Below are 15,032 nucleotides of genomic sequence, written 5' to 3' on the forward strand. Positions count from 1 at the left end.
ATTTTATACCCCCAAAGCTTGTCGTGGATTAAAACTACATTCTTTTTGCATGTTTTGGTAAACCGCTTTGGCTTGCTCGGTGTTTGCCGGCGGTAGGGCAATTTGCAGTACTACGTAGAAATCGCCGGGTACTTGGGCAGGTAAACCGCGACCCGTTAAGCGCAGTTTGCTACCTTGCCTTGAATTGGCCGGTATTTTCAGATCAACACTACCATTTGGTGTTGGCACTTTTATTTTGGCCCCTAAGGCCGCTTCCCAAGGCGCAACGGGAAGGTCAAGATAAACGTCAGTTTCGGAAACACGATAAAACGGATGATTATTAAAAGCGATTTCAAGGAACAAATCACCTGGTTGACCGGTACCTGATCCGGGATTGCCCTGACCTGTCAGTCTGATATGTTGGCTCGGCTTAACGCCTTTGGGAATCTTGATATTCAGATTTCTATGTTTAATCTGCACCTGACCTTGGGCATTCATTTCAGGAGTGCTCAGGGAAATATTACGCGTTGCACCATTAAAACTGTCTTCCAGATCAATGTAGATTTTTGCATGACTGTCTTGTCCGCGTGTATGGAGGCCATATTGCCCTTTGTTATCTGGACGGAATCCTGAGTGGCCAAATAATTGTTCAAAAAAATCACTGTAAGCTCTCGCTTCATCAGTCGTGAAGCCGCCACCTTTAAATTCAAAGCCCTCATTCCAGTTTGGTGGTGGCCTGAAATCCTGTCCCGCTTTCCAGTTGGCACCTAATTGATCATAAGCTGCGCGTTTTTCTGGATCTTTGAGCGCTTCATAAGCTTCTCCAAGTTCCTTAAACTTGGCCTCAGCATCTTTTTCCTTACTGACATCAGGATGATATTTACGGGCCAGCTTACGATAAGCGCGTTTAATTTCATCCTGACTGGTATCGCGGGATAGCCCCATGATTTTATAGTAATCTTTATACTGCATAGTGATGATTTTTTACCGGATTACAAGTCGCTTGGTCTGTTGATCAAGATAAAAGACCGTCTCCATCAGTGGAGGCTCAGTCCATGGGAAAGCTAATAAGCTGTAAATGAACTAACTATTCTGCTACAAAAAATACCATCGATTAGCTGATCATGAAATGATTTTTTTGTGATTCGATACTTTATACCGGCGGAGATAACAAAAATCGAGAGTTATTCTTCTGACGATATAGTGATGCGTTTTGGCTTAACCGCTTCCCGCTTGGGAATAATAATCTCAAGTACCCCGTGTTTGCATTTTGCATTAATGGCTTCATTATCAGCAGAATCAGGTAGGCTGAAGCGTCGATAAAAAGAACCGGAAGTTCGCTCAACTCTTTTATAACCTTCTTTTTCAGTTTTAACTGTAGATTCTTTGGTACCTTTTACGGTCAGGACGCCGGCTTCCATGCTGACTTCAATATCCTCCGGTTTAACGCCAGGGATATCGGCATGAATAATAAATTTATCAATTACTTCTTTTATATCAACCGCAGGTTCCCATTCGGCAGTTGCAATTGATCCTTCACTGTTTTTTTCATCCTGAGAACTTAATAATTCTCTTTGTAATTGGTTTAATAAACTCCAAGGTTCATAGCGGGTAATGGCCATTTTTATCTCCTTAAAATAAGTTGATTAGCAAGATGTTTTAGCAGTACCAAAAAATTATTATTCCGGTAGGTAGGATAGAAGCCAGAGTCATGGAGGGTATTATAGATGACTTTGATGTTTAAAAAGGCCTCTATATCCATACCAGGATCATGGTGCCGAGACTTAAGCTTTTTTGTCAAGCAGGTAGAATAATAATAAATATTAAAAGCCTTGCTTTTTCGTATCCAAAAATACTTTAAAGCAGGCAACGCGTGCGTTTTTTTAGGGTGCTTTTGTATTAATCCTTCAGACACGTGGGCGAGTTGTTCGCTTAAGTTAAGACCGATTCATTCTGTTTATGTTAAAAAATTGTCAATTAATAGATAATTCAACTATATTTATAGGGAATTACTTTATACCAAAAGTAAAATAAGTGCTATAGGTGCAAATACTTAAGTATTTGTACCTATCAATGGTCGATATTGCTGGTAGCACTTAGTAACTAGATTTTGTTAAAGCTTTTTATTACCGTTTTTTCATTGGTGATTGCTGTTCTTGGTTTTTTAATAGCAAACAGAATCTCAGAGAACGATTTTTTGGCATTGATATAATGTGATTAACGTTTATTCATACAATCTATGTAAGTATATTCTTTAAACAATTATTTTGATGTGGGCCTTTTTTATATCAGTGAAGTAATCATACAAAGGTTGATTTAGTGAAATCCGTTAGTCACAAAAAAGGTAATTACAATGGGTTAGCTATTGCAGCAGATAGCCAACTACCTGTTGTTGGTATAGGCGCTTCAGCCGGTGGACTGGAAGCGCTGGAAATATTTTTTTCTAATTTATCTCCTCACACCGGTTTCGCTTTTATTGTTGTTACTCATCAACTCCCCGGACATATCAGTCTTCTGCCTGACTTGCTGACGAAATTTACCGACATGCCTGTTTTAGCTATCCATGACGGTATTTCTCTGAAAAGAGATCAGATTTTTGTGTGTCCACCGGGAAAAAATCTGGCCTTACTTAATCGTCAATTACACCTTATGGATTGTTATGATCACGGCTTTAAAAGCCTGCCAATAGACTATTTTTTGCGTTCACTGGCCGATGATGTTGAGGAAATGGGCATTGGTATTATTCTCTCAGGGACAGGGACTGACGGGACATTAGGCCTTAAAGCGATTAAGGACGGGTCGGGTATGACAATGGTTCAGGATCCCAAAACAGCCAAGTTTGACGGTATGCCCAATAGTGCAATAGCGATTACTGATGTAGATTTTGTATTGCCTCCGGAAAAAATGGGTTGGCAGTTGATTGAATACAGTAAAAGCGTCCACTTTAAAAACATTAACCGGGACCAACCTGATGCGTCAGTGGATTCTGAATCCATCAAAAAAATATTCATTTTACTGCGTAACAGAACAGGCAACGATCTGTCGGCTTATAAGCCCACCACGATTAAACAGCGTATAGCCAGACGCATGAATATTCATCAGATTAAAAATTCAAGCAACTACGTGCAATTTTTACAGGAGAACCCCAGTGAGCTGGATAAGCTCTTCACGGAACTTTTAATCAATGTCACCAGTTTTTTCAGGGATGCTCCCGCCTTCGACGCATTGGGTTCGTTGGCTCTGCCCAAGCTCTTGGAAGACAAACCCGATAACTATGAATTGCGTATATGGGTTGCTGCTTGTTCCAGTGGTGAAGAGGCTTATTCAATCGCTATTCTGCTCAAAGAAATCTTCGATAAGACAGGTAAACAGTTGCGCTTTCAGATTTTTGCTACTGATCTGGATGCGATGGCTATTAATCGTGCACGTGAAGGTGTTTATCCTGCCGGGATTATGGGCGATGTTTCCCCGGAACGTTTGCAACGTTTCTTTGCACTTCAAGACGGCCAGTATCGCATCAATAAAGAGATTCGCGATACAGTAATATTTGCTACGCAGAATTTGATTCAGGACCCGCCTTTTACACACGTAGATTTTATTAGTTGTCGAAATCTGTTGATCTACCTGAACGCTGATTTGCAAAAGGATGTTTTTCCACAGTTTCATTATGCATTGAATAGTGGTGGCATTCTGTTTCTTGGTTCATCAGAATCCATTGGCAATTTTGATAACCTGTTCTCGGTAATTGACAGAAAATGGAAGCTATATCAACGTAAAGATGCCTCGACCAGTTTCCTGCTATCAAAACTCGGTTCGTCCTCCTTTAATGAGGGCAATTTATTATCAGTTCCAGTTAAGTTGGGTAGTGCGGTATCCAAGATCGGTAATATTGCCCGGCAAATTGAACAATTATTACTTAATCGATATGCACCGGTTAGTGTCATTATAAATGAAGACGGTAAAATTGTTTATATTCACGGCCGCACAGGTAAATACTTTGAATTCGCGACGGGCCAGCCAAGCTGGAATATTAGTGAGATAGCCAGGGATGGCTTGCAATTACCTTTGTTATTATTGCGTAAAGCGATTAAGAAAGGCAATAGAGTCGTTATTAGTCGTGGAGTTAAGGTAAAAACTAATGGCGATTACGAAACCATAGATTTAACACTAGAAAAAATTATTGAAGCGGAAGCGCTAAGGGATTTATTTTTAATTACTTTTTATCCACAGAGCAAAGAACATGCATGTCAATTCACCGAGAGCATCAACAAGACTGCGATGCTTATCGATAATCCGGATGAGCAACAAAAACTTGAGAGTGAGCTTTTCTTTGTCAAAGAATCTCTTAGAACCACTATCGAAGAGCTGGAAGTGGCTAATGAAGAGCTTAAATCGTCTAACGAAGAATTACAGTCAACCATCGAAGAACTACAAAGTGCCAATGAGGAGTTAGAGTCTTCCAAGGAGGAAATGCAGTCACTCAACGAAGAGCTAAATAGCGTTAACAGTGAGCTACAAAAAAAAGTTGAATTACTTGCTGATACTAATGATGATATGCAAAATTTATTAAATAGTACGGATATTGCCAATATCTTTCTTGATGGTGAATTAAAAATAAAACGTTTTACCCGACAAGCCAAAACAATTATCAAGCTGATTGATAGCGATATAGGCAGGCCGCTTGCCGATCTGGTTTCAACACTTAAATACGATCATCTAATCGATGATGCTAAAACGGTGCTGAAAACCCTTGTTTACAAAGATACCGAGGTACAGTCAGTAAATGATAACTGGTATTTGTTACGTATTCTTCCCTATCGGACTACGGAAAACATGATTGATGGACTGGTCATTAGTTTTGTTGATATAACCCGTATTAAAAAAGCAGAACAATCGATGCAGGCAGTCGGGTTAACAACGGCGATTGTTAATACGGTAAATCAACCATTGCTGGTACTGGATGATAAGTTGGATATACTCATTGCCAATCCTGCATTTAATCAGGCCTTTAATAGTGAAAATAAAGGCTTGACCGGACAATCGCTATTGGCAGTCAATGACTCAGCGTGGGATTGCGTCCAATTACATAATCATTTAATAGACACATTAACTAGCCACATTGCTTTTGAGGGCTATTGTCTGGATGCTAATTTTCCGGTTATTGGTAACAAACGTTTAACGATCAATGGTTGCATTTTGAAACAATCACCAGGTAGTCAGGCCCTGATTTTGTTGGCTATAAAAGATATCACTAAGGAAGTTAAATGACAGCAGGAGCAAGCTTTGGTTATGTAGGTAATTACCTGAAACAGGGAGCTATTTTTTCTGTCGCTGAGTATTAAAACAATTAATAATTATTTCACCAGTCTTTAAGATAAGGTATACACAATGGTCACTGAAACGGTAGAGAAGGAGGATTCCGGAATGCTTCGAAAAGAAGCTGAGAAATTAGTGACAATACACCAAGAGAATGCCAAAAAAGAAGCGGATTCCAGGCTTGGTAAATCAGGTGCTGATCTTGCCGGCATGTCTGATAGGGACATTGAAAAATTATTGTTTGAATTTCAGGTTCATCAAATAGAACTGGAGTTACAAAATGAGGAGCTGAAAAGAACGCATCACGAACTCAGTGTCTCTCATGATGACTTTGCACGAATTTATAATTTATCCCCCATCGCTTATCTGACGATAAATGAACAAGGTCTTATCATGAAAGCCAATATTGCAGCAACACAGCTATTAAGTCATTCAGAAGAGCCATTGGTAGGCAAGAGGCTGGGCAAATTTATTCATCCTTCAGATCAGGATGATTATTATTTTTTTATGCGTGATCTTGTCGTAGATAAAAATAAACACATTCTAAATGCAAAGCTGGTAGTTAAAAATAGTGAGGCTATAACATCTGAATGTCCGGGTTTTGGTCTTTATGGATGTTCACGGGCATTATGCAGCCACAATAGCGATCTTGTTTATGTAGAATTGCGTAGCACCGTTAACAATAACTTTGCTAATGATAGCCAAATATACCTGGCAGTTCAGGATGTCACGGGATATAAATATACTCAGGCGACTATCTCTTGCCTCAATAAAAAACTGGAACAAAAGATTTTTGAGCAGACCTCCAAGTTGATTGAAAGCAATCAGGAGTTAACCCAAAAAATTGAAGAGCTTAATTATTCAAAGCACCAGTTGTGGGAACGTGAAGCCAAGCTGACGGCTATTTTTGATGCCTCAATAGAGGGAATTATTACTATTGATACGTCTGGTGTTATTTTATCGACAAACAAGGCTGTAGAAAATATTTTTGGTTACAGTGAACAAGAGCTGGTCGGTTGCAATTTTGACAAACTCATGTCGCCCTTGCAGAAAAAAAAGCAGAGGAAAAATGTAATAGACAGTATGCCCGGTGTTATTGGCTTAACTCGTGAAGTAGATGGAATATGCAAAGATGGATCTATCATCCCGCTGGATATTTCCCTGGTGGAATATGCAATAGATGGAGCAAATTATTTTACCGGCATTTTCCGCGATGTGAGTTTGCGTAAGCATCAGGAGCAACAAGAGAAAGAACATTTGGAAGAGCTTGCTCATGTAACCCGTGTTGGTCTTGTGGGCGAAATGGGTTCAGGTATTGCACATGAAGTTAACCAGCCGTTGACAGCGATTACTAATTATACACAAGCCTGTTTACGTTTTATTGGCGCTGAAAATCCTGATCTGGTTCAATTGGGTGAAATATTATTCAAGATTCATCAGCAGGCGCTGAAAGCGGGGCAGATAATTCACCGCATGAAAAACTTTGTCAGTCCAAGAAAGATCTGTCGTACCAGTGTCAATATCAATACCTTGGTTGAAGATGCCGCCAGCTTAAGTGCCAATGCTTTTAAACAAAGCAAAATCAAGCTTGAACTTGATTTAGAAAAAAATCTACCTGAAGTCACTATTGATGATATTCAAATTGAACAGGTTTTGTTAAATCTGCTTAGAAACAGTATTGACGCATTAAAGGATATGCCGCCAACAACACACCGAAAAATAAAGGTTCAGACTAGTTTGAAGAATCTCAATGAGATAGAAGTTAAAGTGAATGACAATGGCTCCGGAATTGATGATACTCAAAAAGATAAAATACTAAATCCTTTTTTTACCACAAAATCAACAGGAATGGGTATGGGCTTATCGATTAGTCGTTCTATTATTGATGCTCATGAGGGCATTTTTAATTTTAAAAGTAAACCCGAAAAAGGTACTACCTTTTATTTCACCTTACCGATAAAGAGAAAAATATAATGAGCAGTAATAAATCCGATGCTTTGGTTTATTTGGTTGACGATGAATTTTCGGTACGTGATTCACTAGCACTGATGATTGAATCAACCGGGCAAGCGGTTAGAAGTTTTGATTCCCCCGAGGCTTTTTTAAATAACTATGATCCTAAACAGTTGGGTTGCCTGCTTTTGGACGTTAGAATGCCAACCATGAGCGGGCTTCAGCTTCAGGAAGAATTATTGATTAGGGATATCTTTATTCCCATTATATTTATCAGTGGTCACGCCAGAATTCCGGATTCGGCAAAAGCCTTTCGGGCAGGGGCGGTGGATTTTCTGGAAAAACCGTTTGATAATGAAATATTGTTGGAGCGCATTGCTGAAGCCTTAAAAAAAGACCTTACGAACAGAAATCAACTGGATGAATATAATAAAATAAAAAAACGTCTGGCTTATTTAACGTTACGTGAAGAGGAGGTGCTGTCTCTGATAGTTAAAGGTCTTTCCAATAAAGAAGTGGCAAAAATGCTGGAAATTAGTAATCGAACTGTAGAAGCCCACAGAGCTCGCATCATGGAAAAAATGCAGGCGGAATGTCTCGCTGATCTGGTGATGATGACAACACATTCTATTATGTACAGTATTGGGTTAAATAAAAGCTGAATTTTGCTGTCAGTAGGTATTTATACGTATTGTCATCATTACCTTTTTATTTATAAAATAGAACTCTAAGCATGCATCTTTGTATTTTTGGATCCTGGGAGTAGAAATGAAAACTGACAATGATTTACTGTATGATATTGATGTTAGTGAAATTGATCTTGACGAATTTCACGAAAGGGTTGCAAAAAATGCTTATTACAGAGCCGAGAAAAGAGGTTTTGAAGATGGTTATGAGCTGGAAGACTGGTTTGAAGCCGAGCAAGAAATACGTGATGAAGGTCGATATTGACATTAGCTCAGTAGCCCTGTAAATCCTGATTTTCGATAACAGTCTAAATCAGACATGTTGGAATGAACGATGTCCATTTTCAAATATCCACTGTATTTACTACGTACTTCAGATCAAGTCGGATGTATTGACAGTCCCTTTGATTTTCAAAAAATGCTGTTAACCTACTTTAATAAAGCCTAAGAAGTATTCAAAAATAATTGATTTTTATCGTTATAAAAAAACAATCTTAACCAAATTACTAATTCCGTCATATAGAATCACTATACTGGTTTTATCAAACGATGATCCATGAATATTAAGTTATCGTTTTTTAATTGGTAGTAATCATACTGACGGGAATTTTTCTTGAAAACACATTAATCCTCAAGCACATTAGCTAATTGACTACCCGACTAAATGGTATTAAAAATGAAACGTAATAAAATAATCGATGATAGTAAACACCATAGATTACAGCAGCATAAACAATGCATTGCTTTTCATGAAGCGGGGCATGCAGCGGGAATTTATTTAAATAATAAAGCCAGAAATCTGCCCCCTATTTTCTTTCAAATTATATTTAAGGAGATAAGCGATATGCCAGATTACGACGAATATATGTCTAAAGGCAGCCATCATGACTGTGTGGCAAGAGTGGAGGGTGGGCGCCTGATTCAATCCTTACCTTTTTCAGTTGACGGTCTGGCGCATAAGTTAATTGATCACAATGAAGCGATGGCCCCGCTGGTAAAGGATTACATAAAAGCCTTTGAAGCTGACATCATTAATTTACTTGTTGGGCCGTTGGCTGAAGCCAAATTTATTCATAACCGGGATGATGAGTTATTTAATCATCAGCTAGTCAATTTGAAATCACTGGAAAATTATGGTGGCGGTTCAGATATTAGCCTGGTACGAGAGTATATCGAGAATTTTTCTGCAAGTCGTGAACAACAAGATGAAAAACTTCATGAGTTATTTGTCTTGGCATGTGATTTTGTAAAGGCTCCTTTAAACTGGAAGGCAATTACCGAACTGGCGAACTATATACTGGACAGTGACAAAGCTATTATTAGCTGTGAAGAAGTCGCCTCTGTACTTCAGTAGTAAAAAGATTGGCTTTTAAGTTAAAACATGACGCATGTAGAGGCAGGTTGGAATGAGTGAGCCAAAATATACCATTATTCAGTTTATTGTTACTTTACTTGGTAATGTAGGCTTACCTGAAAAACAAAATAAGTTCATTATTTGGCGTTCTATTCAGGCCAAATCCGGAGCTTGAACTCAATAAGCCTGTAGATGCTCAATTACACCGGTTAAAGCAAAAAAGTTTCATTTTTACTGGGTGGACGTATGGCAGAAGAGATTACCTTGGGTAGTATTTCAACGGGCGTCTATGATTTATGGCAAGCGCCAACCGCTTCAGTTTCTGGAAGCAGAACTAACAGAATATCGTAATTACAGCGATGAGAATGCCCGTATCATCGATACAGAAATAATAATACTGATTAAAGAAGGAGCTCCGCGCTCTGGAGATAATCATCATAAACCGCAACTCGTTGGAAAAACCGGCTAATCTGTTACAGGAAAAACAAGTAATTAATCGGCAAGAGATGATAGCTTTGCTTGAGAGCAATTAATATTTAATGATTAAAATGTGAATTAAGAGCTGAATAGAAGTCAGAACACTAGTTGGACTAGAATATTGGGAAAGACACGACTCCCCCCAACCTATAGGCAACCAATGAACTGGCAAGAGCAATTAATAACAACTTATCTTTATGTATGCAAGTACTATCAGAATAACCTTTGGGTTTATAGTCAGCGCATGTCGAATTATTGAGACCTGAGTTTTATCGATGAAGAAGTTATAGCGTTCTACCTATTTGGGGTCATTGATAAAAATAGAGAACTAAAAAAGATCTATGGTTATGCCGAGCGTCATTTGCGCGAATGGTTTCCGAAATTGCCCGGTTACACCGCTTTTGTGCAACGACTAAATAAAGTGGCTGATGTTTTCGCGCCATTGCTGGAAATCATTCAGCAAGAGCAAGAAGCAAAAAATCAAGGACAAGTCTGGTTGATAGATTCTTTTCCGGTGGCGCTGGCCAAGCAAGGACACAAGTTTAAAGCGCGCGTAGCAAGCGAGTTAGCCGATGCAGGTTATTGTTCAACCAAAAAATTATACTATTATGGGGATCGGGTTCATATCGTCGGGCGTCGCCAAGCGGGTACGTTGCCTAACCCTGAATATATTGGTGTAACGGGAGCAAGTTGCCATGATGGGACAGTATTTGATCAGATTAAGCCTGAATTGAATAACAACGCGCTTTATGGCGACAAGGCCTATCACCGATCCGATGCAAAAGAAGTCAGAGAGGCTCAAAACCTGACGGTATTAACGCCGGTGAAAAAACAAAAAGGCCAAACGTATTTGGAGCCACAGGATCAATGGTTATCGACGGCCATTTCTCGTGTCCGACAACCCATTGAAACCTTATTCGGCTGGATTGAGCAACAAACAGGCATTGAATGCGCTGGCAAGGTGCGATCATACAACGGTCTAATGGTTCATGTATTTGGCAAGTTGGCCGCCGCCATGTTCTTTTGGAATCATTTACGAGTTAGCTCTTAATTCACATTAAAATTTTGTCTTTACATTCATCGCTAATTGCCTGCGCTACAATAAAAATAAACACCTCTGTTTGGTAAGCTTTTTCTGTGTCATGCACAATAAACAAAGATAGAACTTTGTCGGTAAGGCTTAATAAGTTCTTTTATATATCATTGATTTATAAGTCATGTCATAATAAGAAATATTAAATTTATAAGTAATAATTCAGGTAAAAGCTGTTTTTACCGTAAGCTGCTTATTTGTAATTTGTTTCTAAAATGTTCATTATCACTTGATAATGAACGAGCTATCTTACCAGAGGTTTTTAATGACTTTCGAACAACTCGGATTAACCGAGCATCTCCTTAATGCTGTAGCGGATCAAGGCTACACCACACCTACACCGGTACAACAAAAAGCCATTCCATTAATCCTTGAGGGCAGGGATGTATTGGCAGGTGCGCAAACGGGTACAGGAAAGACCGCCAGTTTTACGCTGCCATTATTGCAAAGGTTGGCCGAAAATCATGACCCGCATCAAAAACCGCACAATATTCGTGCCCTGATTTTAGTACCAACCCGTGAATTGGCTGCGCAAGTTTATGAAAGTGTTGTCACTTACGGAAAACATTTGCCTTTACATGTGGAAACGATTGTTGGCGGTGCTAGTATTGGTGTGCAAACCCGCAATTTACGTAAAGGTTGTGACATCGTAGTGGCAACACCAGGGCGTTTGATTGACCACATAAAACAACGTAATATTAATCTGTCAAATGTAGAAATACTGGTTTTGGATGAATCTGACCGGATGCTGGATATGGGCTTTCTGCCTGATATCAAGCAAATTATGGCGTTGATACCCAAGAAACGGCAGAGTTTGTTATTTTCCGCTACCGTGCCTAATGCGATTAAATCTCTGGCATCACAGATGTTGAACAATCCCGTTGAAGTGGAAGTTGCCAAGCAAAATGCGACAGCTGAAAATGTGACGGAACTTGTTTATGGCATAGACCGTGAGTATAAGCGTGCCTTGCTGTCTTATTTGATTGGCAGCAATAACTGGAAACAGGTACTGGTATTTGTGCGTACCAAACATGGCGCCGACCGTCTGGAAAAGCAATTGATTGAAGACGGTATTCGTACCACGGCATTGCATGGAGATAAAACCCAGGGCGCACGCAACAAGGCTCTGGAATATTTTAAAAATGGCAAGGTATCCGTGTTGGTCGCAACCGATATTGCCGCGCGTGGTTTGGATATTGATGATTTACCGCATGTGGTTAATTTTGATTTACCGCAAGTACCCGAAGATTATATTCATCGTATTGGCCGTACCGGGCGTGCCGGTTTAAGTGGTGTCGCCTTGTCATTGGTTTGCCCTGAAGAAGCTTATTATCTGGTGGAAATTGAGCGGCTGCTCAAACGCCAAATTCCACGGATTGCTGATACCGGTTATGAGCCGGTGTCTTTGAAGATCGCTGACGCCCCTAAAAAGAACGCAGCCAATAAAGATACCGGTAAAAAAGATTTACGGCACTCTAAAAAACCGGCAGCTCGAGCGGCTACCGCAAAGCCTGCTGACAGTAAACGGTCGGACAGCAAGCGTATTGAATCAAGAGGCAAGGGAAGATCAGGTTCAAGGCGAAAGGATTAAGCCAATCAACCATGTCGGGTTAGCTTATTTTAAATATAGCAAGGTAATGTAACCCGACGTGGCGTGCCGCCGAGTTACATTATTACTTGGTAATGCTGTTCCAGACGCGATTACAGCTTCCGTTGTTGATGGCTACACATATCTCTCCCATTCATCCGTAACCCGATTTACGAACTTTAAAAATCGGCTTACTTTTGAACCAAAATCCATGGTTTAACCACAACCGCCCAAACTTCGCTATCGGCTTCCAGCCATTCAAGGGCTTGCTGATCCGATACCAAGGCAATCTGGTTGTTTTGCAGCCATTGTGCGACCTGCTCTTTATTGTCGATAGAAAATTGGTAGGCAACATCGACCAAATCTAGAGGGGAGGCAACAAATACCGCCGTACCACTGGCAAAAAAACGCTGTAATTCTTGCCAGGCAATTTTTGAGGTCTCCAGATTAACTTTTTCTCTGGCAATATCAACACAGTTTGATTCATTCATGGTTTAAACATTTAATAGTGTCGTTAGAAGTAGAGCTGTTATTCTATTATAATTTCATTCACAACCAATTATTCAGGAGTCAATGTCATGTCGCTTTTAACATCGTTCACCAAAAAATCCAAACTTAAAGCAACCATTCAGCAGACTGCGCAGGCGCGTAAAAGCGAAGGTAATACCGCTGATGGCTTATTTAAAGCCGCTTATCAAGGTTATGCAGATATTTTACATGATGATCCGTTGCGTGCTGAAGCTTTATATAATTGGGGCTTTGCTTTATTGCACCAGGCAAAAACCAAAACCGGTGACGAGGCGGCCTTGATTTATCAGGATGCTATTCATAAGTTTAATTTTTGTCTGCTGATTAATCCCGATTATCTGGCAGCGGCAATTAATGGCGGCGTCGCTTATATGGATTTGGCCAGACTTAAAAAAGTAAATCTGGATGATGGTTTGTACGAGTGTGCCAAAAAACAGTTCGACAATGCCAATGCTATTCAAAAAGGTGCGGCATCTTATAATCTGGCTTGTATTTATGGTTTGCGTGCTGATAAAGATGCATGCCTGAAAACACTGGAAAGCGCTAGAGACGCAGGCACTTTGCCGGACGCTGGCGAGATTTTGAACGATCCGGATTTGGCTGGTGTTAAAGATCAGGATTGGTTTGTCGAATTTATGGAAACGTTAAACAAAAAAGCAGAAGTAATGCCTGAAGATAAAGATCCCGATGTTAAGTCCACAGATTCTAAATGGAAAATGGTTGAAAAAAACTTTAATTCCGAAGAAATCGTACCTGAAGAAGCAGCTACTTCTGAAGATCATGCTGGGGATGAAGAAGCGAAATAATTTTTCCCAGTCGGGGTGTATGGCTTTACGCTTATACACCCTAAGGTTGGTTAGCCATTCAAGATGGATAACACGCGGCCAATAATGCCTGCATTTTAGCAAGTCCCAATTTACGTGTTAACTCAATATTACGCTCCGGGATGTCTTCAGGATGCGGGTAGGTCGCTATCGCCTTTTCAAGACTGCTTTCCCGCAACAGATGTAATAGCGGGTAGGGCGAACGGTTGGTGTAATTAGCCGGATCGTTTTGTTTGGTACCTTCAAAACAGTAATCCGGATGAAAGCTGGCTAACTGGTAAACACCTTCATAATCCTGTTCAATTAATAGTGTTTCGGCAAGTTCAAGAAAATCCAGATAATCATCGAAGCAGATAAAAGCCTTGTCATAAATCAACAGCGTTGTTTCAATGCTTGGGTCGATATTTAAGCGGTCACATTCCAGCATTAAATTTAACAGGCAATTTTCAATTTCAGTGTCATGGTTTGCGACAAAACGAATACTCCCCCGCTCCAGTTCACGCTTGGCGAACGGACAAATGCTGTATTCAATGACAATGGTTTTTAACCATTTTTGCGTTGCATCTATCAATTGTTGATCATTATCTGCCATGGTTTGTATGGTATTTTTATAGGTTACGGGAAAATCTGTTGGTGATTATCGAAGAAGAAGGTATTAAATTTGGTAATTTTAAATCAAAAATGATCTGATGGTGTTGGTGAGTTTTGTCAGTATGTGATAATCCATTGCCGCTATAATATCTCAATTTAAGTTAGTTACCCTACCAATCACAAAAAAATCATGACTCTATTATTATTTAATCTACGTGGCGTACCTGAAGATGAAGCTGATGAAGTCCGCGAATTATTAACTGCGGAGAACATTGATTTTTATGAAACTTCAGCTGGTAACTGGGGAATGTCGATGCCTGCCTTATGGCTGAGAGATGAAGCTGATCTGGAAAAAGCCAGGCAATTACTTAGCGTTTATCAACAGCAGCGATTTCTGACTTCCCGCGAGGATTATTTACAACTCAAAAAATTGAATCAGCAAAAGACACTGTTGAAAGCCTTTATGGAACAGCCGTTACTTTACTGTGCCTATCTGTTTGCGATGGCACTGGTTGTTTATGTCTCTGTTAAATTGTTGCTTGAATTGGGCTTGTAAGAGTCGGTTAAAATGAGACAGTACCAGCAATTAAGGTTAGAATGTCGGCACAACATCACCGGCAACTAGTGCTATAAAAGTGCCTGG

Annotated in this window: 15 protein-coding genes; 11 read left to right on the forward strand and 4 right to left on the reverse strand. The window is 39.8% G+C overall.

Features of this window, described 5'->3' with window-relative positions; translation table 11 throughout:
- Nucleotides 1-3: 3 nt before the first annotated feature.
- Both KKZ03_RS06710 and KKZ03_RS06715 read right to left on the reverse strand, forming a co-directional pair.
- On the reverse strand, nt 4-951 hold the full coding sequence (locus tag KKZ03_RS06710; protein ID WP_243220747.1) for a DnaJ C-terminal domain-containing protein: 948 nt from the start codon (nt 949-951) through the stop codon (nt 4-6).
- 212 nt (nt 952-1,163) lie between these two features.
- Complete coding sequence (locus KKZ03_RS06715; RefSeq protein ID WP_243220748.1) at nt 1,164-1,601, reverse strand: Hsp20/alpha crystallin family protein; 438 nt, start codon at nt 1,599-1,601, stop codon at nt 1,164-1,166.
- 697 nt (nt 1,602-2,298) lie between these two features.
- Between KKZ03_RS06715 and KKZ03_RS06720 the strand changes: the two genes are divergently transcribed.
- The 9 genes from KKZ03_RS06720 (at nt 2,299) to KKZ03_RS06755 (ending at nt 12,449) form a co-directional block, all read left to right on the forward strand.
- On the forward strand, nt 2,299-5,247 hold the full coding sequence (locus KKZ03_RS06720) for a CheR family methyltransferase (protein ID WP_243220749.1): 2,949 nt from the start codon (nt 2,299-2,301) through the stop codon (nt 5,245-5,247).
- A 120-nt stretch (nt 5,248-5,367) separates the two neighbouring features.
- Nucleotides 5,368-7,269, forward strand: a complete 1,902-nt coding sequence (locus tag KKZ03_RS06725) for a PAS domain S-box protein (protein WP_243220750.1) — start codon at nt 5,368-5,370, stop codon at nt 7,267-7,269.
- Nucleotides 7,269-7,910, forward strand: a complete 642-nt coding sequence (locus tag KKZ03_RS06730) for a response regulator transcription factor (RefSeq protein WP_243220751.1) — start codon at nt 7,269-7,271, stop codon at nt 7,908-7,910. The genes KKZ03_RS06725 and KKZ03_RS06730 overlap by 1 nt, the downstream gene beginning before the upstream one ends.
- A gap of 106 nt (nt 7,911-8,016) precedes the next feature.
- Complete coding sequence (locus KKZ03_RS06735) at nt 8,017-8,199, forward strand: DUF2934 domain-containing protein (RefSeq protein ID WP_243220752.1); 183 nt, start codon at nt 8,017-8,019, stop codon at nt 8,197-8,199.
- 411 nt (nt 8,200-8,610) lie between these two features.
- On the forward strand, nt 8,611-9,288 hold the full coding sequence (locus tag KKZ03_RS06740) for a hypothetical protein (RefSeq protein ID WP_243220753.1): 678 nt from the start codon (nt 8,611-8,613) through the stop codon (nt 9,286-9,288).
- A 52-nt stretch (nt 9,289-9,340) separates the two neighbouring features.
- Nucleotides 9,341-9,463 carry a hypothetical protein gene (locus tag KKZ03_RS21780; RefSeq protein WP_256451999.1) on the forward strand — a complete coding sequence of 41 codons (123 nt, stop codon included), beginning with the start codon at nt 9,341-9,343 and terminating at the stop codon, nt 9,461-9,463.
- A gap of 114 nt (nt 9,464-9,577) precedes the next feature.
- On the forward strand, nt 9,578-9,757 hold the full coding sequence (locus tag KKZ03_RS06745; RefSeq protein WP_243220754.1) for a hypothetical protein: 180 nt from the start codon (nt 9,578-9,580) through the stop codon (nt 9,755-9,757).
- A 294-nt stretch (nt 9,758-10,051) separates the two neighbouring features.
- Nucleotides 10,052-10,816, forward strand: coding sequence for a transposase (locus tag KKZ03_RS06750; RefSeq protein ID WP_256452012.1), 765 nt, complete (start codon nt 10,052-10,054; stop codon nt 10,814-10,816).
- 307 nt (nt 10,817-11,123) lie between these two features.
- Entirely contained in the window at nt 11,124-12,449 is a 1,326-nt protein-coding gene (locus KKZ03_RS06755; protein WP_243220755.1) for a DEAD/DEAH box helicase, read from the forward strand.
- A 188-nt stretch (nt 12,450-12,637) separates the two neighbouring features.
- Here KKZ03_RS06755 and KKZ03_RS06760 read toward each other — a convergent pair whose 3' ends face one another.
- The gene (locus KKZ03_RS06760) at nt 12,638-12,937 is read right to left on the reverse strand and encodes a DUF2288 domain-containing protein (RefSeq protein WP_243220756.1); all 300 of its coding nucleotides are present in this window, start codon (nt 12,935-12,937) and stop codon (nt 12,638-12,640) included.
- A gap of 87 nt (nt 12,938-13,024) precedes the next feature.
- Here KKZ03_RS06760 and KKZ03_RS06765 point away from each other — a divergent pair, with 87 nt between their 5' ends.
- Nucleotides 13,025-13,780 (forward strand): hypothetical protein, encoded by a 756-nt coding sequence (locus KKZ03_RS06765; RefSeq protein WP_243220757.1) that lies wholly within the window; start codon nt 13,025-13,027, stop codon nt 13,778-13,780.
- 58 nt (nt 13,781-13,838) lie between these two features.
- On the opposite strand, the gene KKZ03_RS06770 is transcribed toward KKZ03_RS06765, so the two are convergent.
- Entirely contained in the window at nt 13,839-14,390 is a 552-nt protein-coding gene (locus tag KKZ03_RS06770; RefSeq protein WP_243220758.1) for a DUF1415 domain-containing protein, read from the reverse strand.
- 189 nt (nt 14,391-14,579) lie between these two features.
- Between KKZ03_RS06770 and KKZ03_RS06775 the strand changes: the two genes are divergently transcribed.
- Nucleotides 14,580-14,945, forward strand: coding sequence for a DUF6164 family protein (locus KKZ03_RS06775; RefSeq protein WP_243220759.1), 366 nt, complete (start codon nt 14,580-14,582; stop codon nt 14,943-14,945).
- Nucleotides 14,946-15,032: the final 87 nt, after the last annotated feature.

It is taken from the genome of Methylobacter sp. S3L5C (genome assembly GCF_022788635.1).
Lineage (GTDB): Bacteria > Pseudomonadota > Gammaproteobacteria > Methylococcales > Methylomonadaceae > Methylobacter_C.